Source organism: Aeromicrobium panaciterrae, from assembly GCF_031457275.1.
GTDB classification, from domain to species: domain Bacteria; phylum Actinomycetota; class Actinomycetes; order Propionibacteriales; family Nocardioidaceae; genus Aeromicrobium; species Aeromicrobium panaciterrae_A.
Genome location: NZ_JAVDWH010000001.1, coordinates 240428 through 261967, shown reverse-complemented (window position 1 = coordinate 261967; position 21540 = coordinate 240428). Strand labels below are relative to the sequence as shown.

The following is a 21540-nucleotide window of genomic DNA, read 5'->3' as shown; positions in this document are numbered from 1 at the left end:
CGGTATCTGAATTGCGGAAGGAAACCGAGCGCCCAGAAATGAGACACCTGTCTCATGGGGTGGTCGGCCCGCCGCTCGACCGATAGGTTCTGCCGAATGAGTGTCGTGGGAGTGGTCGCTGAGTCGGCCGCAGGTGAGACCCGGGTCGCTGCGACCCCCGAAACTGTTGGCAAGCTGATTGGCCTCGGATACGACGTTGTCGTCGAGTCCGGCGCTGGCGAGGCAGCCAGCTTCACCGATGACGCGTACGCCGAGGCTGGCGCGACGATCGGTGATGCGTGGGGCAGCGAGATCGTGTTCAAGGTCAACGCGCCGAGCAGCCAGGAGATCGCCAAGCTTGTCGATGGCGCGACTCTCGTCAGCTTGATCAGCCCGGCGCTCAAGCCTGAGCTGGTCGACGAGCTCGCCACGAAGCCGATCACGGTACTGGCGATGGATGCCGTGCCGCGCATCTCGCGTGCCCAGTCGCTCGATGTGCTGAGCTCGATGGCCAACATTGCGGGCTACCGCGCGGTCATCGAAGCCGCCAATGTCTTCGGCCGGTTCTTCACCGGCCAGATCACCGCCGCCGGCAAGGTCCCACCGGCCAAGGTTCTCGTCGCGGGTGTCGGCGTCGCCGGCCTTGCTGCGATCGGTACGGCCAGCAGCCTGGGCGCGATCGTACGAGCGACTGACCCGCGTGCTGAGGTCGCTGACCAGGTCGCATCGATCGGCGGCGAGTACATCCCCGTCGATGTCGAGACCGAGCAGAGCACTGACGGATACGCCAAGGCGACATCCGAGGCGTACGACAAGCGGGCCGCCGAGATCTACTCGGAGCAGGCCGCCGACGTCGACATCATCGTCACGACCGCGCTTATCCCCGGCCGTCCCGCACCCCGACTCCTGACCGCTGCAGATGTGGCGAGCATGAAGCCGGGCAGCGTCATCGTGGATATGGCGGCAACCCAGGGCGGCAACGTCGAGGGCACTGTTCCCGGCGAGGCCATCGTCACCGACAACGGCGTGACGATCATCGGCTACACCGATCTGCCGGGTCGCCTCCCAACTCAGGCGTCGCAGCTCTACGGCACCAACCTGGTCAACCTGATGAAGCTGCTGACCCCGGGCAAGGACGGCCAGATCGTCCTGGACTTCGAGGACGTCGTACAGCGAGGCATCACCGTCGTACGCGATGGCGAGAAGACCTGGCCGCCGCCGGAGATCCAGGTCTCGGCTGCACCAGCCGCTGCCAAGGTCGCTGAGCCTGTCGCAGTGGCACCCAAAAAGGTCGCATCGCCTGCGCGCAAGTTCACGCTGGTGGGCCTCGGTGTCCTCGCGCTGTTCCTCGTCAACGCCTACGCGCCTGAACCGCTGCCGCAGCACTTCACCGTGCTCGTGCTGGCGATCGTGATCGGCTACTACGTGATCGGCAAGGTGCACCACGCGCTGCACACGCCGCTGATGTCGGTGACCAACGCGATCTCCGGCATCATCGTCGTCGGAGCCATGCTCCAGATCGCCGACGATGACACCACCATTCAGGTGCTCTCGTTCGTGGCGATCCTTCTCGCCAGCATCAACGTCTTCGGTGGATTCGCCGTGACCCGACGCATGCTCAGCATGTTTTCGAAGGGCTGATCGGTATGGATTCCCAGAGCATCGCCACAGCTGCGTACATCGTCGCGGCACTTCTTTTCATCTTCAGCCTCGCCGGGCTGTCCAAGCACGAGTCCTCACGCCAGGGCGTCGTTTACGGCATCGCCGGTATGGCTATCGCGCTCACTGCAACCTTCGTGGTCGTTGCTGACATCGGTGACGGCAGCACGATCGCGCTACTAATCGCAGCCGTCGTGATTGGTGGCGCTATCGGTCTGTGGCGTGCACGCGTCGTTGAGATGACCGGTATGCCCGAACTGATCGCCCTGCTGCACTCCTTCGTGGGTCTCGCGGCCGTGCTGGTCGGTTGGAACGGCTACCTGGAGCACCACAAGTTCGCGCTCCAGTCGCTCGAGGACATCCACAACGCTGAGGTCTTCATCGGCGTCTTCATCGGTGCGGTCACGTTCACCGGGTCGATCGTCGCGTTCCTCAAGCTTTCGGCACGTATCTCGTCGGCACCGCTGGTGCTGCCGGGCAAGAACGTCATCAACCTCGGCGCACTGGGTGCTTTCTTTGCGCTCACGGTCTGGTTCGTCATCACGCCGAGCCTTGGCCTGTTGATCGCCGTCACCGTCGTCGCGCTGCTGCTCGGTTGGCACCTCGTCGCCTCGATCGGCGGCGGCGACATGCCGGTCGTCGTATCGATGCTCAACTCCTACTCGGGTTGGGCCGCAGCGGCATCGGGCTTCCTGCTCGACAACGACGCATTGATCGTCACCGGAGCCCTCGTGGGCTCGTCGGGTGCGTACCTCTCTTACATCATGTGCCAGGCGATGAACCGCTCGTTCATCTCCGTCATCGCGGGTGGCTTCGGCATCGAAGCGGCCTCGGACGATGACACCGACTACGGCGATCACCGCGAGGTCAGCGCCGAGGACACCGCCGAGCTGCTCAAGAACGCCAGCTCCGTGATCATCACGCCCGGCTATGGCATGGCTGTCGCACAGGCGCAGTACCCCGTCGCTGATTTGGTCCGCAAGCTCCGTGAGCGCAACATCGAGGTGCGCTTCGGCATCCACCCCGTCGCGGGTCGCCTGCCTGGCCACATGAACGTGCTGCTCGCGGAAGCCAAGGTCCCGTACGACATCGTTCTCGAGATGGACGAGATCAACGACGACTTCTCCAGCACCTCCGTGGTCCTGGTGATCGGCGCCAACGACACGGTCAACCCCGCAGCCGCGGAAGATCCGACCAGCCCGATTGCGGGTATGCCGGTCCTCCACGTCTGGGAAGCCACCGACGTCGTGGTGTTCAAGCGATCGATGGCGACTGGCTACGCCGGCGTACAGAACCCGCTGTTCTTCCGAGACAACAGCCAAATGCTGTTCGGCGACGCGAAGGACAAGGTCGAGGAGATCATCCGCGCGTTGTGAATGCGTGTGGGATCGTTAGTCCATGGACAAGCCCGAGTATGACCGCCCGAACAATGACGACGACACGGGTAACAAGGCGCTGATCTTTCTGGTGCTGGCCATCGTGGTGGTCGGCATCATGTACGGAATCTTCAACACCGACGTTCTCGGTTAGTCGACAACGCCGTACAGGCGATCTCCGGCGTCTCCTAGACCGGGAACGATGTAGCCCAGCTCGTTGAGCTTTTCGTCGAGCCCTGCCGTCACCAAGTTGACCGGCACGTTGATGTTCTCGAGCTCCTTCTCCATGCGGGCGATGCCTTCGGGCGCCGCAAGGAGCGTGATCGCGGTGATGTGGTTGGCGCCGCGTTTCACCAGGAAGTCGATGGCCGTGGCGAGTGAGCCGCCGGTGGCGAGCATCGGGTCGAGCACGTAACACTGACGCCCCGTCAGGTCGTCGGGCAGCCGCTCGGCGTACGTGACCGCTTCCAGCGTCTCCTCATTGCGCACCATGCCGAGGAAGCCGACCTCGGCTGTGGGCAGAAGTCGCTGCATGCCCTCGAGCATTCCGAGGCCTGCACGGAGGATCGGTACGACCAAGGGTCGCGGGTCGGTGAGTCGTACGCCCTTGGCGACCGCCACGGGCGTTTTGACGTCAACCGGGGACACGCGCACGTCGCGAGTGGCCTCGTACGCGAGCAGCGTCACGAGCTCATCGGCGAGGCGTCTGAACGTCGGAGAATCCGTACGTTCGTCGCGGAGCTTGGTGAGTTTGTGCGAGATGAGCGGGTGATCGGCGACGTGTACCTGCATGCGACGAGAGTAGCGACATGAGGCTCGGGTCTGTCACCATCACAGAGAGGCCGCCGTTAGGCGGTCCCGTGACGTGCCGAGACTGAGTTCGATCAAGGAGGTGTGCCATGGCTGAGGACGATGTCGACTTCGCAGTGGCCGCCTACCGCGACGAAGGTGAGTGGCAGGTCGTCGAGCTGCACGCGACCATCGGCGAAGACGTTGACGAACTGAGTGAGGCGCTCACCCGCTTCCCGTCAGAGGTCGGCGTACTCGGGCTGGTCTCGATGGACGACGACTTCTTCGTGATCCTGCGGCGTTCTGGTGAGCAGGTACGTGCGCTGCTCTCGGACGTGACTGCCGTGACCGACTGGCCGTTGGCCGTTGGCGTTGCCGACCTGCTCGACCTGCCGGATCCCGAGGACCCGAACGATCCACAGCCTGTTGGCGATCTCGACATTCTCAGCGATCTCGGCATGCCTGGCCTCGAACTGAGCGTGCTGTGCGATGACGACGATCTCTTTCCCGAGGACATCCTCCGCGATGTCGCCGACCGTCTCGGCTTTGGCGACAAGCTCGACGCCATCATCGGTTGATGTTCGACGCATTGATGCGGCAGGCGCTCGACCTGGCTGTGACCGCTGCCGATTCCGACGACGTGCCCGTGGGCGCGATCGTCATCGATGCCGACGGACTGGTGATCGGTCGTGGTCGCAACACCCGCGAGCGTGATGCCGACCCAACGGGCCACGCCGAGATCGTTGCAATCCGCGAAGCCACCGAGGCGCTGGGTGAGTGGCGGCTTGAAGGCTGCACTCTCGTGGTGACGCTGGAGCCGTGCACGATGTGTGCCGGCGCGATCGTGGCGTCGAGGCTCGAGCGGCTGGTCTTCGGCGCTTTTGACGAGAAGGCTGGAGCCGTAGGGTCGTTGTGGGACGTCGTGCGCGATCGTCGCCTCAACCACCGACCTGAGGTGGTCAGTGGCGTGCTCGCTGATGAGTCCTCGACCCTGCTCAGGCAATTCTTCGAGAGGCACCGTACGTAATGACTGATGTCGTCATCGACGAGCTGATCCCTCCGGACAGCCTCGTTGGTCCCGGGGGGGACGAGTTCCGAGAACTGATCGAGATGCGCAACCTGGTGGAGACCGACACCCTGGGGACCGACGCACTCGCGGCCACGCCGGAGTCGATCTTCCCGCACTTCACTAGTAGCTCGCAGAAGAGCCGTCGCCACTTTGTCGTTCGCGACGGTGGTCGGATCATCGCGCGTGGGCTGATGGGTTGGCTGACCGCTGAGAACGCGCCGGCCGTGTCGATCATGGCCGACGTGCTGCCGTCACATCGTCGTCGCGGGATCGGTTCCGCTTTGTTTGCGTACCAGGAACGGCTGGCTGCAGACCTCGGTCGCCACGTCCTCCAGGCCGAGGCGATCCATACGTCGTCGGTCGGTGGGGAGCGGGTCGTACCGTCGACCGGCTTCGGCGACGTACCTGCCAACGACCCGGGCGTGCAGTTCTTGCTCCACCATGGCTATCGGCTCGAGCAGGTGGCGCGCATCAGCAGTCTTGACCTGACGAACACTGCTGCGTCACTCGAGGAACACCGCCGAGCGGCGCAGGAGAAGGCGGGCGCGGACTATCGAATCGTGCACTGGTCAGGCCGTACGCCCGAGAAGTGGCTCGAGCAGAAGGCTGCACTGTCGACCGCCATGAGCGTGGATGAGCCGTCCGGTGGGCTGGAAGTCATCGCCGACGTTTGGGATGCCGATCGCGTACGCGAACACGACGATCGCCAGGAGGGCAGCGGCCGGATCATCTACACGTCGGCTGCCGAACACGTTCCGACCGGCACGCTCGTCGCGCACACCGAGCTCGGTCGTCTGGAGGGGGACAACCAGCCTGCCGTACAGGAAGACACCCTCGTGCTGCGAGCGCATCGCGGTCACCGACTCGGCATGCTGCTCAAGGCCGTCAACGCGCAGAAGATGCTCGAGCAGGCGCCGGACACCCCGCAGATCACGACATTCAACGTCGAAGAGAACGAGCCGATGCTGCGCGTCAATATCGACCTGGGCTTCCGCCCCATCGGCGCTGAAGGCGTGTGGCAGAAGCGGGTCTGATCGGGAATACAGCATGTGAGAAACTAGTTGAACATTCCACAACGTTCTTAAAGGAGAATGCGGGATGACCAGCATGCAGTTCGGACTGTTCTCAGTCGGTGACGTGACGCCCGATCCCACCAATGGGACCGTCCAGACCGAGCACGAGCGCATCAAGAACACGATCACGATCGCCAAGAAGGCGGAGGAGATCGGACTCGACGTCTTTGCGACGGGCGAGCACCACAACCCGCCGTTCGTACCGTCGTCACCCACGACGACGCTCGCGTACATCGCGGCGCAGACCGAGAAGCTCATCCTCTCGACCTCGACGACGCTGATCACAACCAACGATCCGGTCAAGATCGCCGAGGACTACGCGACGCTGCAGCACCTGGCCGATGGCCGTATGGATCTCATGCTCGGTCGCGGCAATACCGCTCCGGTCTACCCATGGTTCGGCTTCGACGGCTCGAAGGCCATCGAGCTGACCGTCGAGCATTACCAACTGCTGCGCCGGCTGTGGGATGAAGACGTAGTCACCTGGCAGGGCCAGTTCCGTACGCCGCTGCAGGGATTCACGGTTACGCCGCGCCCGCTCGACGGGGTGCCGCCGTTCGTGTGGCACGGCAACATCCGTACGCCGGAGGTTGCTGAGCTCGCTGCGTTCTATGGCGACGGCTACTTCGCCAACAACATCTTCTGGCCCAAGGAGCACTACGTCCGGTTGATCGACTTCTACCGCCAGCGCTACGCCCACTACGGGCACGGCGAACCGGAGCAGGCAATCGTCGGTCTCGGCGGCCAGTTCTTCATCCGCAAGAACAGCCAGGACGCGGTCAAGGAGTTCCGTCCCTACTTCGACAACGCGCCGGTCTACGGTCACGGACCCTCACTCGAGGACTTCACCTCGCAGACGCCACTCACGGTCGGCAGCCCGCAGGAGTTCGTCGAGAAGACGCTGACCTTTGCCGAGTACTTCGGTGACTACCAGCGCCAGCTCTTCCTGGTCGACCATGCAGGTCTGCCGATCAAGACGGTGCTGGAGCAGCTCGATGAGCTCGGTGAGGTGTTGCCGCAACTTCGCGCGGAGTTCGATGCTCGCCGGCCGGCGAACGTACCGGATGCTCCGACCCACGCGGCACGCGTTGCCGCCAAGATCGCCGCTGCCGAAGAGGCGACAGTATGACGAACATCGTCGCCATCTCGGCCGGACTGAGTGACTCGTCGACGACGCGCCTGCTGGCGGACCGGTTCGCCGAGTCGGTGAAGCGCAAGTACGGGGACGCGACCGTCGAGGTGGTTTCGCTGCGCGAGTTGGCGCACGAGATCACCGACGCAACGCTGACCGGCTTCGCACCTCCACGCCTGCAGACCGTGATCGACAAGGTCCTCGCGGCCGACGGACTGATCGTCGTCACGCCGATCTTCAAGGCGTCCTACCCAGGGCTGTTCAAGTCGTTCTTCGACGTACTCGACGCTGAAGCGCTCACCGGGAAGCCGGTCGTGCTCGCGGCTACGGGTGGCACCGCCCGGCATTCGCTGGCGATCGACTTCGCGATGCGCCCGCTGTTTGCTTACATGCAGGCGCTGACCGTACCGACTGGCGTCTTCGCCTCCCCGTACGACTGGGGCTCCGAGGGTACGAACGCGCTCGGTGAGCGCATCGATCGCGCGACCGCCGAGCTGGTGAGCCTGCTCAAGGGTGCCGGTACGGGGCGCGGACCATCGGATGACATCGACCTGTTCAGCGACACGTTCCTGTCGATCTCGAACCCGCCCACCGCTGACTGACGGCGCCTATCCCGATTGGGTCGGGACACCTCACGTCCGGTAACCTCTTCGGCGGTGGCGTGTCCGAGCGGCCGAAGGTGCAACACTCGAAATGTTGTGTGGGTTCACGCCCACCGTGGGTTCAAATCCCACCGCCACCGCCAAACGCGAGAAGGCCTCACCCCGGTTTTGGGTGGGGCCTTGTTGCGTTTCTCGAGCACGAAGCCGGCGGGAATGCGGAAAGCCCGGCCGGGAGGGAGTCCACGGGCCGGGCCTAAATCCGCAGAGGCGGGAGGGAGTTGCCGTCTGCAAGATGAATAACGCGGCTCCGACCGTCGGGTTACGCGGTATCGCCGACCTTCTTCTACGGATCTCGATTCGTAACAGACCCGTCCTAGAACTCGTTACAGTTTCGCAACCGGGTACGGAGCGCGTTTGAAACGCTGCCCTCCTGGACCGCTTCGAGGAAGGACTCCCATGCGCGCCACTCTGGAGAACCGTGGGGGCCGCCGTTTAGGTGTCCTTGTGGCGGCATTGGCGATGGCCGGCTCTGCCCTAGCGCTCTCGCCCGCAGCAGCCGAGACGACTACTGACGCCTGTAGCTGGATGGACGCGTCGAAGACGCCGAAGGTGCGCGCGCAGGAACTGGTTGCGGCCATGACTCTGGACGACAAGATCCAGATGGTCACCGGCATCGGCATCCTCAATCCCAAGGCTCCGAACAAGGGTGCCTCTGGTGTGATCGTCGGCAACCCGCGGCTGTGCCTCCCGGACCTCGTGCTCAACGACAGTTCCGGCGGAATCGGCTTCAACCAGAAGGGCACCACTGCCTTTCCTCAGGGCGTTACGCAGAGCTCGACCTGGAACGCCGACTTGATCAAGGCGTACGGCAAGGTGCTGGCGAACGAAGCGGTCGCCAAGGGCGTCAACGTCATCCTTGGCCCGGGCATGAACATGTCGCGCAATCCGTTGGCGGGTCGCAACCTGGAGTATGCGGGCGAGGATCCGCACCTGACGACCCAGATGGGTGTGGGCCTGATCAAGGGCATTCAGTCAAAGCCGGGCGTGATGGCCGATGCCAAACACTTCGTGCTCAACGAGCAGGAGACCGACCGCATGATCAACTCGTCGGAGGTCGACGAGCGGACGCTGCGCGAGATGTACCTTCCGCCGTTTGTGGCCGCCGTCAAGGCTGGCGTCGGTTCGTTCATGTGCTCGTACAACCGGGTCGACTCTGTTTACGCCTGCGAGAACAAGGCGCTGCTGACGGATCTCCTCAAGAAGGAGATGGGCTTCGATGGCTTCGTGATGAGCGACTGGGGCGCGCACTTCACCACCGCGGACGCCGCGAACGCAGGTCTCGACATGGAGATGGCTGGCGACGGCTACGCGGGTATCTCCCAAGCGCAGCCCGCAAAGTGGGGACCGAAGCTCAAGGCTGCGGTGGAGGACGGTTCGGTGCCGCAAGCGCGAGTGGACGACATGATTCGCCGCATCGCGACCCCGATGTTCCGGCTCGGCCTGTTCGAGCACCCGCCCGTCACTGGTGACGCGGCAGCAAAGGCGGTAGCGACGACTCCGCAGAGCCTCGCGATGGCCAAGAAGATCGCGGAGGAGGGATCGGTTCTGCTCAAGAACTCCGGCAAGATCCTCCCGCTGAAGTCGTCAGCCAAGAAGATCGCCGTCATTGGTCTGCCAGCTTCGACGCTCGGTGCCCAGCTTTCGTCGCAGGGATTCGGCAGCAACCACGTACCAGTCTTCGGGCTGCATCCCGACGTCTCCGACCCATTGGCCGCACTGAAGAAGCGTGCTGCGGTCAATGGCACCAAGGTCTCCTACGACACCGGCACGGTCCCGCCGCTCGCCGGTCTCGCCGCCAAGGACGCAGACGCGGCGATCGTCTTCGTCGGTAATGCCGAGATCGAGGGTCAGGACCGGACGGACCTGACGCCGCGACAGGCGTACTGCAATCCGTTCCTCGAGGTGCTCCAAGGCCTGGTCAGCCGATGCTTTGGTATCCCCGGAGACCAGGACGCGCTGGTGAAGGCCGTGGTTGAGGCCAACCCCAACACGATCGTCGTGCTGCAGAACGGTGGCCCGCTGGCCATGCCGTGGCTGGACTCGGTCAAGGCGGTCGTCGAGAACTGGTACCCCGGCCAGGTGGATGGCGACGCGATCACGAGCCTGCTCTTCGGCGACTCCAACTTCTCCGGAAAACTCCCCATCACCTTCCCCAAGCAGGTGGGTGACGGACCGCTGCGTACGCCCGAGCAGTTCCCCGGCGTGACGGGGACGGACGGCATCCCGCGCTCGACCTACAGCGAGAAGCTCCTCATCGGCTACCGGTGGTATCAAGCCAAGAACATCAAGCCGCTCTTCCCGTTCGGGTACGGCAAGTCCTACACATCGTTTGCCTTCTCCGGCCTCAAGGTCACTCCGAAGGCCGGTGGCGCCGCGACCGTGAGCGTGAAGGTCACCAACACCGGTTCTCGTTCCGGCGCCGAGGTGGCTCAGGCGTACGTCGCGTTCCCCAAGGCGGCCGGCGAGCCGCCACTGCAGCTCAAGGCCTTCAAGAAGATCTTCCTGAAGCCAGGCAAGTCCGCAAGCATCACGCTCACCCTCGACCGCAGCGCCTTCTCGATCTGGAAGAGCGGCTGGACCGTCACGCGAGGTTGCTACAAGGTTCGCGTGGGTAGCTCGTCGGCAGATCTGCCGCTCGCCAAGTCGATCGCGCGTGGCGGCGGAACCTGCTGATCCTCTAGGAGAGGCGTTCGCCCTCGTCGGTGTATTCCATGTTTTCGAAGCTGACGGGGCGCTTGCCGTTGGCCAATGAGGTCACCATCGCCGTGCCAAGAGGGCCAGCGCGGTCGTAGACCTCTGCCGTACCGACGGCGATGCCATCGATCTCCACGCGGTCGGTAGCTGACAGCCCGACCTCCATGCTCACGGGCTTGCGCGCGAGAGCGAGGGTGATGTCGGTGTTGATGTACTGGACACCTTCGGTGCCCCAGTTCACGACCATGCTCGTGCCGTCAGCGATCGCTGCGACGGACTGGAACGGCGTGCCGGCTTCACCGTCAACGACGGGCAGTCCGACCTGCCAGGTCTGCTTGCGACCGGCGTTCTGGTGCTCGGGGAACGACTGTGACCAGTCGGCATCGCTCTTGAAGAACGGCACCCGGGGCTGGTCACTGACTGGAGCAACGTCGACCGGTGGGGGTACGGGGTGGTCTTCGGCGGTCCACACTTCTCCGCCAGCGTTCTCCGTCGGAAGCAGGAAGATGCAGCTGGCGCGCGCGACGCGTACGTCGCCTTGCATCAGTGCGGCATCGATCAACGCGAGGCGTCGTCCCTCGCGGATGACCTCAGTGACGACGGTGCATGGCGCCATCTTGGCGGGCTGGAACAGGTCCACCGTGTAGCGCGCGGGGATCAGGTCCGTACGGCCGATCTCGGCCAACTTGGTCTCCAGACCGCGGGCGAGCGCGCCACTCACGGCGACGCCGTGCATCTGGTCCGGGCTCCACATGCTTCGGGCAATGTCACCGGGAACGAGCTGGTCGTTCTCAAGGGTGAACATGGACAGGTTCATGGAGAAAGAGTGGCAGGCCCGCGGTTCGGCTAGAACGGCGGCGGTGGATCGTCGATCGGATCGAGCACCGGGCCGCTACCGCCGACGGTCTTCTGGAACGCCTCGCTGTCGGGGCACCACTGACTGACTGGGCACCACAGGCAGTGCTCCCCAGGGTTGGTCTCCCAGGTCGAGTCAAAGTGCCAGCGGCCCGCGGCAGACGCCAGGTCATCGTTGGCCATCGTGAGGGTCTCGCGGTCGTCGAGATCCCAGGCGAAGAGGTCGCTGCCGTCGGGAGTCAGCACCTCGACTTCGACGGTCGCGTCCGTCGCTCCGTACGCATCCTTCAGCCCACTCGAGAGCATCGAGAGCAGAAAGGCGATCTGGGTTGTCTGACCGTAGACCTGCTCAGCCCCGCCCTTGGGCAGCGAGCTGCTGGTCTTGAACTCGCGGATGATCAGGCGATCGCCGATCCGATAGACGAGATCGGGCTTGGTCACCGTGACGACATCGGCGTCAACGTCGAATCCGAACGACGACTCCTCGACCGCGAGCACCTCGACGGAGTCGGCAGAGAGTGGGCACGTCGAGACGTGATGGCGAAGGAATGGGTACGCGACGGCGTACTCCTCAGGAGTCATCACTCCTTGCGCGGGGCCCATGCCGGTGCCCGGCTCGGGCAGGTCAGCGTCGGTGCAGCCAACCGATCGCCTGTGCGCCGCCTCGAGCCACTCGTGCACCAGGAGTCCGCGAGTCTGCGCCTCGGTGTACTCATCGGTCCGCGGCAGATGGAGGTCTGAGGCGAGCAGCCATTGGGCGGGGCAGACGCGGTAGCGATCGAGGTCCGACGGAGCCACCGAGCGCGAGGCGTAGCCCTTGGCGTCCTGCCCCAGCATTCGAGGCATCGGTACGAGGGCGTCACAGATGCCGGCGATTTTGCACGAGCTGCAGCCGAAGCCCGGTCGTACGTCCGCGAAGTCGCCCAACCCACCAACGACGCCGCGGGCGTGCGCGTCGTACTCCTGTGTCGCCTGCTCCGGGCTGCCGTCGAACAGAATGCTGAGACTGCCGTCGACGGCGCCGATCTCGACGACGCGTACGCGGGTGACCGCGGGCAGGCCGTCGTACGACGCCGCGATGTGCGCCGCGGTGTGGGCCCACAACATGTCGTCTTCGGTCGGCTTGGCGTGAGCAGCACCGAGGCGGTAGCGCCGGACTTCCCGGATACCGAATTCGGTGCTGTAGAGCGGCCCCCACACGTTGAGAGTCCGAGGCGGTCGGCCGATCGACGGGCTGTCGCGGATCATGCGGAGCTCGCCGATCTCGTCCTCGAGGTCCCAGTGAGCCTGAAGGATGTTGGGCACGGCTCGCATCACGTAGGGGCGCAGTAGCCGGTGCATCTTGCGCCGCTCGACCTGTTCCTGGAGCCACGCCATGAGGGTCGCCGGATCGTTGGCCTCGTCGGCGACGTGAGCACTGCGTACGAGCTGGGCGACCTCACCGAGGATGAACGTCTTCTCCGAACCGAACGACCGCTGCCATCGATCGGAGCTGACCTCAGGGCGGATCTTCAGCGCCATCGACGCGCCGCACGAGTCGTGGTTGGCGATGTCGGTGGCGGAGATTCGCAGGTTCTCTCGGTTGCCGATGAGATCCCGCGAGAAGTCCTGCACCCGTGCAGCATATTGCGCGGTGTAGAGACTTTGGGCCGCCTCGTCAAGACTAGAACGTGTTCTAGTTTGCTGCTAATGTCCCCGCCATGGTGCTTGAAAGATTCCGTCTGGACGACCGCGTAGCCGTCGTCACCGGAGCCGGCCGAGGGATCGGAGCCGCTAGTGCTCTCGCTCTCGCAGAAGCCGGCGCCGACATTGTCCTTGCCGCTCGAACTGAAGATCAGCTCAAGGAGGTAGCCACCCAAATTGAGGCCCTCGGTCGCAAGGCGGTCATCGTCGCTGCCGATCTGCAGGATCTCGACCAGGTCGCTGCCCTTGCGCAGACTGCGGTCGACTCGTTTGGCCGCCTCGACATCATCGTCAACAACGTTGGTGGCTCGATGCCGAAGGAGTTCATCAAGACCAACGTCGCCGCAATGGAAGGCGCGTTCCACTTCAACGTCTCGACGGCTCACGCCCTGACGCGTGCTGCTGTGCCGCACCTGCTCAAAGGCGATGGCGGCTCCGTCGTCAACATCTCGTCCGTTATGGGGCGAGTCAGCGGTCGCGGCTACCTCGCGTACGGCACGGCCAAGGCTGCGCTCGCGCACTGGACGCGCCTCGCCGCTCGTGACCTCTCACCCCGCATCCGCGTCAACGCCATCGCCGTCGGATCCGTCGCGACCTCCGCCCTGGAGCTCGTGACCGGAGACGAAGGCTTGACGGCACAGATGGAGTCCAACACTCCGCTGCGCCGCATCGGCGATCCCGATGACATTGCAGCCACTGTGCTGTTCCTCGCCAGCCCCGCCGGCGCTTACCTCACCGGCAAGATCATCGAGGTCGACGGCGGCATCGATCAGCCCAACCTCGACATGGGCTTCCCCGACCTAGGAGTACCCGAATGACCCTGCGCGTCGTCCAATGGAGCACCGGCAACGTCGGTCGTCATGCCATCGCCGGCATCGATGCTCGCCCCGATCTCGAGCTCGTCGGCCTTTGGGTCTCAAACCCCGACAAGGTCGGCCAGGATGCCGGACAGCTCGCTGGCCTCGGCCGCGACCTGGGTGTGCTCGCGACCAACAGCGTCGACGAGATCCTGGCGCTCAAGCCCGACTGTGTCGTCAACTGCGCCATGGCCGACGACCGTCTCTTCGAGGCTATCGCCGACCTCGAGCTGCTCCTGGCTGCTGGCATCAATGTTGTCTCGAGCGGACCGGTCTTCCTGCAGTTCCCTGCGGGGCCGGCGCTCGGCATGGCTGAAGGCGTGAAGAAGGCTGCCGTCGCCGGCGGTGTCTCGCTGTACGTCAACGGTGTCGACCCGGGCTTCGCCAACGATGTGCTCCCGTTGGTGCTGACCAGCGTCAGCGAGCGCATCGATCAGGTGCGCTGCTCCGAGGTGCTCAACTACAACACCTACAACCAGCGCATGATCGTGTTCGACGTCATGGGCTTTGGCATGCCGATGGATCACGTCCCGATGCTGCTGCAGCCGGGCATCCTGTCGATGGCGTGGGGCAGCGTCGTGCATCAGATCGCCGCCGGACTCGGTCTCGAGCTCGACAGCGTCGAGGAGTTCTACGAACGCCTTCCCGCGACTGAGACGTTCGACATCGACTGCGGAACCATCGAAGAGGGGACCGTCGCCGGTCTGCACTTCGAAGTACGCGGCATCGTCAACGGCAAGCAGGTCGTCGTCCTGGAGCACGTCACCCGCGTCCACGACGAGATCGGTCCCGACTGGCCGCAGCCTGCCGGCTTGGGTTGTTACCGCGTCGAGATCAAGGGCGAGCCCAACTACACACTCGACCTGCAGCTGCTCGGAACCGACGGCGACCACAACACCGCCGGCCTCAAGGCAACGGCGATGCGCTTGGTCAACTCTGTTCCGGCTGTGGTCGCAGCTCAGCCGGGACTCGTCACCGCACTCGATCTGCCGCTCGTGACTGGCAAGGGATTGGTTGTCACGTGAACGAGCGAAGCGAGAGAGCCATTCAGGCTAGGAATTCGAACGCGACTCGAGCCATCGATGTCGCGAGCGTCTTCGATGGAGGCGACTCATGAGCAAGCGGATCGTGGTCTGGGGCACGGGCTTCGTCGGCAAGCTCGTACTCAATGAGGTCTTTGACCACCCCGAGTTCGAGCTCGTCGGTGTCGGCGTCAGCAACCCGGAGAAGGTCGGTGTCGACGTCGGTACGCTCTGCGGCCGCGACCCGGTCGGCATCCTGTGCTCGGATGACCTCGATGCTCTCGTCGCTCTGAAGCCTGACGCGCTGGTTCACTACGGCCCGACCGCGCAGTACGCCGACGAGAACATCCGCGTCATGACCGCATTCCTGCGCGCAGGTGTCGACGTCACGTCGACCGCCATGACGCCATGGGTCTGGCCGGGTATGAAGCAGAACCCCGACATCTGGATCGATCCGGTCACCGAAGCCTGCAAGGCCGGCGGTTCCTCGTGCTTCACCACGGGTATCGATCCCGGCTTCGCCAACGACCTGTTCCCGATGACTCTGATGGGTCTGACGTCAGAGGTCCGTGTCGTACGTGCGCTCGAGATCCTCGACTACTCCAACTACCTCGGCGACTACGAGGACGAGATGGGTATCGGCCGCGAGCCGGAGGTCAAGGCACTACTTGAGCACACTGACATCCTTGTGATGGCCTGGGGCGCGACCGTCCCGATGATGGCCGAGGCTGTCGGCATCGAACTCGACGAGATCACCACGACGTACGACAAGTGGGTCACCGACGTCGAGGTGCCAAGCGCCAAGGGGCCGATTGCTCCGGGCCATGTCGCCGCGGTCGACTTCACGATCAACGGCATCTACAAGGGTGAGACCCGTATCCAACTGCGCCACATCAACCGTGTCGGCGAGAACTCTGCGCCTGACTGGCCGCGTGGTGCGAACGATGATGTCTACCGCGTCGAGCTCGAGGGCACGCCGTCGATCACTCAGGAGACTGCGTTCCGCTTCGACGACGGCAGCGGCCGCGATGCGGCAACCGCTGGCTGCCTAGCGACCGGTATGCGTGCTCTCAACGCGGTCTCGGCCGTCAACGACCTGCCTCCGGGATGGGTGACCGCACTCGACCTCCCGCTCATCGCGGGACGCGGCAACATACGCTGAAGTAATGCTGCCCGACCGGTCCGAGGTACTCGCTCTGGTCCGGTCGTCGCCTGCGTTCGTTGCCGAGTTCGACAAGGCCGGTTGGATAGACATCTTCGGAAGCCTGCACGTTGTGGAGGATCCCGTCGGGTCGCGCCCGGTCCGTTCGTCCGAGTCCGGCGGGCTTGGCCGGTTCTGGGACACGTTCATCGCGCCCAACAAGATCGAGTTCGAGGTCGTCAACGATTGGATCGACGGCTTCGATGTCGTGCGCGACGTATCGATCGTGACCACGCTGCGCCCTGGCGTCGTCGTACGTACGCCGGCACACCTTCTCTACGAGACCGCGTTCGAGGACGGCGTGCTCAAGGTGCGTCGCATGGCCGCACACTGGGAGCCGCGACCGGTCTATCGACAGCTGATGAAGCCGTCTCGGGCGCACCTCGGTGCCGCCATCGGCCAGTTCGCCCGCATGTTCCGGATCCTCGGAGTTGTCCAGTCGCTGCAGTTCATCGGCGCATCTCGCTACTTCGGCTGGCGTCGCAAAAGGTCTCTCCGGGATGCCTTGGAGTCAGAGGGCATCAGCGAGGTCTCGAAGCTGATCGCGTCCGGACGGGTGGTGACGGCATCGTGCGTGGTCGGCGGGAAGCCCAGCACCGTGGTGGCGCGCTACTTCAGGGGCTACGGCATGTCGATGGTCACGTTCAGCGACCTGGCCTAGTCAGAACCGGGAAAACCCCACTGCGGAGCGGTCCTGCTGCGTGAAATCATCGCACTGCCTGCCACCCGATCTGGAGCGCCATGAACCTCGCCACTTTCCTCGCCAGCAAGGGATTCCTCATCGGCGCCGCCAGCGTGGTTGCCGCTGGCGCCATCACGTTCGGCGTGGTCCAGGCGTCCGGAGATGATGATCCGTCCGCGGCACCCAGCCCCGAGGACACGACCACGGCCTCAGCTTCTGCGACGCCGTCCGCGACACCGAAGCCAACCAAGACGGTGACCGCGATTCCGACGCCGACCACCCCTACGGCGACGCTGACGACGCCAACAACGTTGCCCCCGACGGCTCCGGTGAAGAGCCTGGCCATCTCGGCATTCAGCGTGACGCCCAAGGACATGTACGAGACGCTCGACTCGAGCTCTAACGTGAAGTGTCACTCGACGGATGACGCCTCATCGTCGTCCGACTACACGTACGCCAAGCTCAAGGCGACCATCGTTGGCGCCGGCGTGACGTCGGCGAAGGTGACCTTCGCGTACAAGGGACATTCGGGCGGCGGCGACATGGACAAGGATGACTCGACGCACTGGAGCCAGACGGTCGGTGGTTGGAACCTGGAGCCGCCGGACTACTACACGTACTCAGCACACACCGTGACCTGGGTCCTCACGGTCCGCGACCGACAGGGCCACACGGCGACTGCAACCCGGACGAACACCCTGCACGGGTGCCACGCCTCGAAGGACTAGCGCAGGAGCAGGCGTACGGCGACGTCGACCGACTTGGTCACGTCTTCTGCCGGGGTGCGGCCGGTAACCCAGCCCATGAGCGCGGTGAACCAGACGTCGCTGATGACGCGGACGATTGCCGTGTCCTCGTCGGTCGGCTCACGGTTCTCTTCGGTGCCGTCGATCGCGCGGGTGATCATGGCGGTCAGCTTCATACCGACGAAGTGGATCTCGTCGGCGACTGAGGCGTCGGCAAACATGAAGGCGCGAGTCAGTGCCTCTGTGAGTTCGGGCTGCTGCTGAAGAGCCGTGGTCGTGTGGCCAAGGATGTACATGACGCGCTCGTGCGGGGTGTCGCCGGGAACTTGCCGGTTGCGCGACTGCTCTTCGGCCCGGTCGAACTGGCGACCGAGGGCGGTGACCAGGAGATGGATCTTGGACGGGAAGTAGCGGTAGAGCGTTCCGAGTGCGACATCAGCGTTGTCAGCGACGGCCCGCATCTGGACTGCGTCGAACCCGCCCGAGTCGGCGAGAGTGATCGTGGCGTCGAGAATGCGGCGGCGGCGCTCACGCTGAGCGTTGGAGCCGGGAGTTGTCTCCGTCACGCTGGTCATGCGTCATCGTCTCCTGTCCACGGCTGCTGCTGAAACCAGCCACGCCGAACCTCGGTATGATTATTGAAACACGTTCTAGATTTGGAGGCGACCCTCAATGCCGGTCGGCGTGACGCGGGACCATCTCGAATTGAGCACCAGCCTACGGTCATGGGCTGCTGGCCTCGACGGTCCCTCCGCTCTGCGAGACGTCGAGAACGAAGCCTCCGCGGGCTTTGCCAAAACCTGGCAGTCCGTCGTTGAGGCGGGCCTCTCCGGAATCAGCATTGCCGAGTCCCAGGGCGGCGGCGGCGGAGACCTGCTCGACCAGATGGTCGCGCTTGAGTCGGCCGCATACGCGATGCTTCCCGGGCCTCTGTTGAGCACGACGGTTGTCGCTCAGATCGCCGCACAGGCGGGTGCAGGCGACGTGGTCGCGGCCATCGCTGAGGGCGCTTCTGCAGGCGTTGCCGTGAGTGGTGCGCTCGTGTTTGACGGCTCCGGAGCGTCCGGCGACCTCGATGCAGCGATCGACATCGTCGACGCAGCCTGGCTCCTCGCCCCGACCACCGATGGCGGGTGGATCCTGATCGGCGCCGACGGGTGGACCGCCGAGCCCGAGATTGGCGTCGACCTTTCCCGTCGTGGCGGTCGCGTACGAGTCGCAGCCGAACAGGTCGTACAGCTCGAAGGTGTCGACACTGACGCCGTACGCCGCGTGCTCATTGCTCTCGCCTCGGCGGAAGCCGCGGGCATTGCGCAGTGGTGCCTCGACACCGCAGTCGACTACGCCAAGGTGCGCGAGCAATTCGGCAAGCCGATTGGATCGTTCCAGGCCATCAAGCACCTCTGCTCGCAGATGCTCGAGACCACCGAGTCGATCAACGCAGTCACGTGGGATGCCGGCACCGCCATCAGCGCTGGCGCACCGACGGGCGAGGCCGACTTCGCAGCGGATGTCGCCGCAACCGTCGCGCTTCACGGCGCCGTCTCGGTTGCTCGCGACTGCATCCAGGTCCTTGGCGGCATCGGGTTCACGTTCGAGCACGACGCACATCTCTATCTACGTCGAGCCGTTGCGCTCGATCTGACTGTCGCTTCGCTGACCGGGGGCACCGAGCAGTCGGCGACCCGTCTGGCCCGCCGAGCCATCTCCGGCCAGCGCCGCTCGTTCGAAATCGACTTCGAGGGTGCAGACACCGAGTTCCGCGAAGCCACCCGTGGTGGCGTGGACGCGATCGCCGCACTGCCCGCTGACCAGCAGCGTGCTGCCCTTGCCGATGCCGGGTACCTGACACCGCACTGGCCCAAGCCCTACGGACTCGACGCCGGACCGGTCGAGCAGCTCGTCGTCGACGAGGAGCTCGCTCGCGCGGGAATCACTCGCCCCGATTTGGTGATCGGCGCTTGGGCTGTCCCGACGATCGTCGAGCACGGCACGGCCGAGCAGCACGCGCGGTTCGTGAAGCAGACCTTGCTCGGCGACATCTTCTGGTGCCAGCTGTTCAGCGAACCCGGCGCCGGCTCCGACCTGGCAGCGCTGAGCACGCGGGCAGTGCAGGTTGACGGTGGCTGGCAGCTGACGGGTCAGAAGGTCTGGACCTCACGAGCCAAGGATGCGCAGTGGGGCATCTGCCTGGCCCGTACCGACAAGGACGCCGGTCACAAGGGCATCACCTATTTCCTCGTCGACATGACCTCCAAGGGCATCGACATCCGCCCGCTGCGCGAGCTCACCGGTGACGCGATGTTCAACGAGGTGTTCCTCGATGACGTATTCGTCCCGGATGACTGTGTCGTGGGCGAGGTCAACGGCGGATGGAAGCTGGCTCGTACGACGTTGGCCAACGAGCGCGTAGCGATGGGCAGCTCAAAGCTCGGCGTGAGCACCGAACGCGCGGTCGATCTGATCGCTGATCGCGAGTCTGACACGGATGCCGCTCTGGTCGGCCACCAAGTCGCGCTCGCGACGCTGTGCCAGTTGCTCGGCGTGCGGACAACGCTTCGCTCGATCGGCGGCCAAGGCCCCGGTCCTGAGTCGAGCGTCGCCAAGCTGCTCGGCGTCAAGAACCGTCAGGAAGCGGCGGAGCTCGTCGTCGACCTGCTGGGACCTTCAGCGCTCTTCACGCACGACGATCCGCAGATCACCAAGGACGTTCACGAGATGCTGCTCAACCGCTGCCTCTCGATCGCCGGCGGCACGACGCAGATCCTGCGCAACGTCGTCGCCGAACGCGTCCTCGGACTACCTCGCAGCTGACGCCTTCTCGGCCTTGGCTCGGTGCCACTGGAGCCAGCGCGACACTGCAGCGATCGTGTGCTGGCTGCGTATGGAGGAGAACACCTCGAACGCGTGCTGAGTGCCAGGCAGTTCGGCGTACGTGATCGATGCGTCGGACTTCTCCTTGAGCGCAGCGACGAATGTTCGTGCCTGGTTCACGGACACGACGGTGTCGTTGGTGCCGTGAATGACGAAGAAGTCAGGCGTGTGCTCTGTGACGTGCGACAGCGGCGATGCCTGGATGAAGTCATCGAGGTCGGTCTTGGGGTCCTTGCCGAACACGCGCGGTCCGAGGAAGGCATCGCGCATCTCGATCGCTGCCCGCTCGTTGGTGATGCCGGCGAGATCATAGACACCGTAGAACGGGACACAGGCCGAGATCGACGTGTCAGCTTCCTCGAACCCGGGCTGGTAGTCAGCAAGGCCAGGAGTGAGTGCTGCGAGAGCAGCCAGGTGACCTCCGGCTGATCCGCCGGTGATCGCGACGTACGACGAGTCGCCGCCGTACTCCTTGATGTTCTCGTGGACCCACGCGATCGCACGCTTCACGTCGACGATCTGAGTCGGGAACTTGTACTTGGGCGCGAGTCGGTAGTTGACCGAGACGCAGACCCAACCTTGCTGGGCCATTCGGTTCATGAGGAGCAAACCCTGCTGCTCCTTGTTGCCGATCGTCCAGCCTCCGCCGTGAACCTGGATCAGGACTGGGGCGCCGCTGAGTTCGCGATCCTTGGGCTTGTAGATGTCGAGATGGGCCTTGCGGCCACCTTCGGTGTACGGAACGTTGCGGAGCACTTCGACGTCACGCTGCTTGAGGCTGAACGGGCGGGCGACGGAACCGCGCGGCAGTCGGAGGTCGACCGGGCCGGGAAGCTCAAGCTCGTCGAGGTAGCCGTCACCGATGCTCTCGCGGAGTGCTGCATCGAGTTCGGTGCCCGTACGACGCGCGCCGGCAATCGTGTAGCCCAGCAGTCCAGCGGCGGCGACTCCGGCGAGGAGTCCGATGCGCGATGCCTTGCCTCGACGTACGGTCAGCTCGGCGGCGGTGTCAATGGCAGCGGCACCGAGCAGGTGAGGAGCGAGCTCGCTGGTCGGCCAGCCGAACGCGAAACTCGGGATCGCGGACCAACCATTCCGCTGTGGGCGGACGGCATTGACGGCGAGAGCAGCGAGCGTGAACTGACGGCGTGCGTATCCGCGTGACATTTGTGGCTCCCTCGGCGTTA

The 21540-nt window shown here is 64.5% G+C and carries 20 protein-coding genes and 1 tRNA gene; 16 read left to right on the top strand and 5 right to left on the bottom strand.

Annotated features, from left to right (window positions below; translation table 11 throughout):
* The first annotated feature begins 96 nt into the window (after positions 1 to 96).
* Genes J2X11_RS01275 through J2X11_RS01265 form a run of 3 tightly spaced genes read left to right on the top strand, consistent with a single transcriptional unit; the run spans position 97 to position 3168 of the window.
* Complete coding sequence (locus tag J2X11_RS01275) at positions 97 to 1620, top strand: Re/Si-specific NAD(P)(+) transhydrogenase subunit alpha (protein WP_309965684.1); 1524 nt, start codon at positions 97 to 99, stop codon at positions 1618 to 1620.
* Positions 1621 to 1625: 5 nt separating this feature from the next.
* Positions 1626 to 3014 carry a Re/Si-specific NAD(P)(+) transhydrogenase subunit beta gene (gene pntB, locus J2X11_RS01270; protein WP_309965681.1) on the top strand — a complete coding sequence of 463 codons (1389 nt, stop codon included), beginning with the start codon at positions 1626 to 1628 and terminating at the stop codon, positions 3012 to 3014.
* 22 nt (positions 3015 to 3036) lie between these two features.
* Positions 3037 to 3168 carry a hypothetical protein gene (locus tag J2X11_RS01265; protein WP_309965678.1) on the top strand — a complete coding sequence of 44 codons (132 nt, stop codon included), beginning with the start codon at positions 3037 to 3039 and terminating at the stop codon, positions 3166 to 3168.
* On the opposite strand, the gene upp is transcribed toward J2X11_RS01265, so the two are convergent.
* On the bottom strand, positions 3165 to 3806 hold the full coding sequence (gene upp, locus J2X11_RS01260; protein WP_309965675.1) for a uracil phosphoribosyltransferase: 642 nt from the start codon (positions 3804 to 3806) through the stop codon (positions 3165 to 3167). The genes J2X11_RS01265 and upp overlap by 4 nt on opposite strands.
* 107 nt (positions 3807 to 3913) lie before the next feature.
* On the opposite strand from upp, the gene J2X11_RS01255 reads away from it, so the two are divergent.
* From J2X11_RS01255 to J2X11_RS01225, 7 genes are all read left to right on the top strand, one after another.
* Positions 3914 to 4381: a tRNA adenosine deaminase-associated protein gene (locus J2X11_RS01255; protein ID WP_309965672.1), complete on the top strand. Its 468-nt coding sequence runs from the start codon at positions 3914 to 3916 to the stop codon at positions 4379 to 4381.
* A gap of 14 nt (positions 4382 to 4395) precedes the next feature.
* Positions 4396 to 4830: a tRNA adenosine(34) deaminase TadA gene (gene tadA / locus J2X11_RS01250; protein WP_309972262.1), complete on the top strand. Its 435-nt coding sequence runs from the start codon at positions 4396 to 4398 to the stop codon at positions 4828 to 4830.
* Complete coding sequence (locus tag J2X11_RS01245) at positions 4830 to 5906, top strand: GNAT family N-acetyltransferase (RefSeq protein ID WP_309965669.1); 1077 nt, start codon at positions 4830 to 4832, stop codon at positions 5904 to 5906. Before tadA ends, J2X11_RS01245 begins: the two co-directional genes overlap by 1 nt.
* A gap of 73 nt (positions 5907 to 5979) precedes the next feature.
* Positions 5980 to 7074: a CE1758 family FMN-dependent luciferase-like monooxygenase gene (locus J2X11_RS01240; RefSeq protein WP_309972260.1), complete on the top strand. Its 1095-nt coding sequence runs from the start codon at positions 5980 to 5982 to the stop codon at positions 7072 to 7074.
* On the top strand, positions 7071 to 7679 hold the full coding sequence (locus tag J2X11_RS01235) for a CE1759 family FMN reductase (RefSeq protein ID WP_309965666.1): 609 nt from the start codon (positions 7071 to 7073) through the stop codon (positions 7677 to 7679). Before J2X11_RS01240 ends, J2X11_RS01235 begins: the two co-directional genes overlap by 4 nt.
* 53 nt (positions 7680 to 7732) lie before the next feature.
* Positions 7733 to 7822, top strand: a tRNA-Ser gene (locus tag J2X11_RS01230).
* 313 nt (positions 7823 to 8135) lie between these two features.
* Positions 8136 to 10412: a beta-glucosidase family protein gene (locus J2X11_RS01225; protein ID WP_309965663.1), complete on the top strand. Its 2277-nt coding sequence runs from the start codon at positions 8136 to 8138 to the stop codon at positions 10410 to 10412.
* A 4-nt stretch (positions 10413 to 10416) separates the two neighbouring features.
* On the opposite strand, the gene J2X11_RS01220 is transcribed toward J2X11_RS01225, so the two are convergent.
* Positions 10417 to 11250, bottom strand: a complete 834-nt coding sequence (locus tag J2X11_RS01220) for an acyl-CoA thioesterase domain-containing protein (RefSeq protein WP_309965660.1) — start codon at positions 11248 to 11250, stop codon at positions 10417 to 10419.
* 29 nt (positions 11251 to 11279) lie between these two features.
* Complete coding sequence (locus J2X11_RS01215; RefSeq protein ID WP_309965657.1) at positions 11280 to 12902, bottom strand: PD-(D/E)XK nuclease family protein; 1623 nt, start codon at positions 12900 to 12902, stop codon at positions 11280 to 11282.
* Positions 12903 to 12988: 86 nt separating this feature from the next.
* Here J2X11_RS01215 and J2X11_RS01210 point away from each other — a divergent pair, with 86 nt between their 5' ends.
* The 5 genes from J2X11_RS01210 (at position 12989) to J2X11_RS01190 (ending at position 17461) form a co-directional block, all read left to right on the top strand.
* A complete protein-coding gene (locus J2X11_RS01210; protein WP_309965654.1) occupies positions 12989 to 13789 on the top strand; it encodes an SDR family oxidoreductase in 801 nt (266 codons plus the stop codon).
* On the top strand, positions 13786 to 14853 hold the full coding sequence (locus tag J2X11_RS01205) for an NAD(P)H-dependent amine dehydrogenase family protein (protein WP_309965651.1): 1068 nt from the start codon (positions 13786 to 13788) through the stop codon (positions 14851 to 14853). The genes J2X11_RS01210 and J2X11_RS01205 overlap by 4 nt, the downstream gene beginning before the upstream one ends.
* A gap of 88 nt (positions 14854 to 14941) precedes the next feature.
* On the top strand, positions 14942 to 16012 hold the full coding sequence (locus J2X11_RS01200; RefSeq protein ID WP_309965648.1) for an NAD(P)H-dependent amine dehydrogenase family protein: 1071 nt from the start codon (positions 14942 to 14944) through the stop codon (positions 16010 to 16012).
* Positions 16013 to 16016: 4 nt separating this feature from the next.
* Positions 16017 to 16712 carry a hypothetical protein gene (locus J2X11_RS01195; protein WP_309965645.1) on the top strand — a complete coding sequence of 232 codons (696 nt, stop codon included), beginning with the start codon at positions 16017 to 16019 and terminating at the stop codon, positions 16710 to 16712.
* A gap of 80 nt (positions 16713 to 16792) precedes the next feature.
* Positions 16793 to 17461, top strand: a complete 669-nt coding sequence (locus tag J2X11_RS01190; protein ID WP_309965642.1) for a hypothetical protein — start codon at positions 16793 to 16795, stop codon at positions 17459 to 17461.
* Here the strand turns inward: J2X11_RS01190 and J2X11_RS01185 are convergent.
* The gene (locus J2X11_RS01185) at positions 17458 to 18054 is read right to left on the bottom strand and encodes a TetR family transcriptional regulator (RefSeq protein ID WP_309965639.1); all 597 of its coding nucleotides are present in this window, start codon (positions 18052 to 18054) and stop codon (positions 17458 to 17460) included. The genes J2X11_RS01190 and J2X11_RS01185 overlap by 4 nt on opposite strands.
* A gap of 130 nt (positions 18055 to 18184) precedes the next feature.
* Between J2X11_RS01185 and J2X11_RS01180 the strand changes: the two genes are divergently transcribed.
* The gene (locus J2X11_RS01180; protein WP_396127842.1) at positions 18185 to 20293 is read left to right on the top strand and encodes an acyl-CoA dehydrogenase family protein; all 2109 of its coding nucleotides are present in this window, start codon (positions 18185 to 18187) and stop codon (positions 20291 to 20293) included.
* On the opposite strand, the gene J2X11_RS01175 is transcribed toward J2X11_RS01180, so the two are convergent.
* On the bottom strand, positions 20279 to 21520 hold the full coding sequence (locus tag J2X11_RS01175) for an alpha/beta hydrolase (protein WP_309965634.1): 1242 nt from the start codon (positions 21518 to 21520) through the stop codon (positions 20279 to 20281). The two genes, J2X11_RS01180 and J2X11_RS01175, sit on opposite strands and share 15 nt — an antisense overlap.
* Between the last annotated feature and the right edge of the window lie 20 nt (positions 21521 to 21540).

Bases quoted from the DNA above. Each gene is read 5' to 3' on its own strand.
- J2X11_RS01275 (WP_309965684.1), top strand. From the start codon at position 97: ATGAGTGTCGTGGGAGTGGTCGCTGAGTCGGCCGCAGGTGAGACCCGG.
- pntB (WP_309965681.1), top strand. From the start codon at position 1,626: ATGGATTCCCAGAGCATCGCCACAGCTGCGTACATCGTCGCGGCACTT.
- J2X11_RS01265 (WP_309965678.1), top strand. From the start codon at position 3,037: ATGGACAAGCCCGAGTATGACCGCCCGAACAATGACGACGACACGGGT.
- upp (WP_309965675.1), bottom strand. From the start codon at position 3,806: ATGCAGGTACACGTCGCCGATCACCCGCTCATCTCGCACAAACTCACC.
- J2X11_RS01255 (WP_309965672.1), top strand. From the start codon at position 3,914: ATGGCTGAGGACGATGTCGACTTCGCAGTGGCCGCCTACCGCGACGAA.
- tadA (WP_309972262.1), top strand. From the start codon at position 4,396: ATGCGGCAGGCGCTCGACCTGGCTGTGACCGCTGCCGATTCCGACGAC.
- J2X11_RS01245 (WP_309965669.1), top strand. From the start codon at position 4,830: ATGACTGATGTCGTCATCGACGAGCTGATCCCTCCGGACAGCCTCGTT.
- J2X11_RS01240 (WP_309972260.1), top strand. From the start codon at position 5,980: ATGCAGTTCGGACTGTTCTCAGTCGGTGACGTGACGCCCGATCCCACC.
- J2X11_RS01235 (WP_309965666.1), top strand. From the start codon at position 7,071: ATGACGAACATCGTCGCCATCTCGGCCGGACTGAGTGACTCGTCGACG.
- J2X11_RS01225 (WP_309965663.1), top strand. From the start codon at position 8,136: ATGCGCGCCACTCTGGAGAACCGTGGGGGCCGCCGTTTAGGTGTCCTT.
- J2X11_RS01220 (WP_309965660.1), bottom strand. From the start codon at position 11,250: ATGAACCTGTCCATGTTCACCCTTGAGAACGACCAGCTCGTTCCCGGT.
- J2X11_RS01210 (WP_309965654.1), top strand. From the start codon at position 12,989: ATGGTGCTTGAAAGATTCCGTCTGGACGACCGCGTAGCCGTCGTCACC.
- J2X11_RS01205 (WP_309965651.1), top strand. From the start codon at position 13,786: ATGACCCTGCGCGTCGTCCAATGGAGCACCGGCAACGTCGGTCGTCAT.
- J2X11_RS01200 (WP_309965648.1), top strand. From the start codon at position 14,942: ATGAGCAAGCGGATCGTGGTCTGGGGCACGGGCTTCGTCGGCAAGCTC.
- J2X11_RS01195 (WP_309965645.1), top strand. From the start codon at position 16,017: ATGCTGCCCGACCGGTCCGAGGTACTCGCTCTGGTCCGGTCGTCGCCT.
- J2X11_RS01190 (WP_309965642.1), top strand. From the start codon at position 16,793: ATGAACCTCGCCACTTTCCTCGCCAGCAAGGGATTCCTCATCGGCGCC.
- J2X11_RS01185 (WP_309965639.1), bottom strand. From the start codon at position 18,054: ATGACCAGCGTGACGGAGACAACTCCCGGCTCCAACGCTCAGCGTGAG.
- J2X11_RS01175 (WP_309965634.1), bottom strand. From the start codon at position 21,520: ATGTCACGCGGATACGCACGCCGTCAGTTCACGCTCGCTGCTCTCGCC.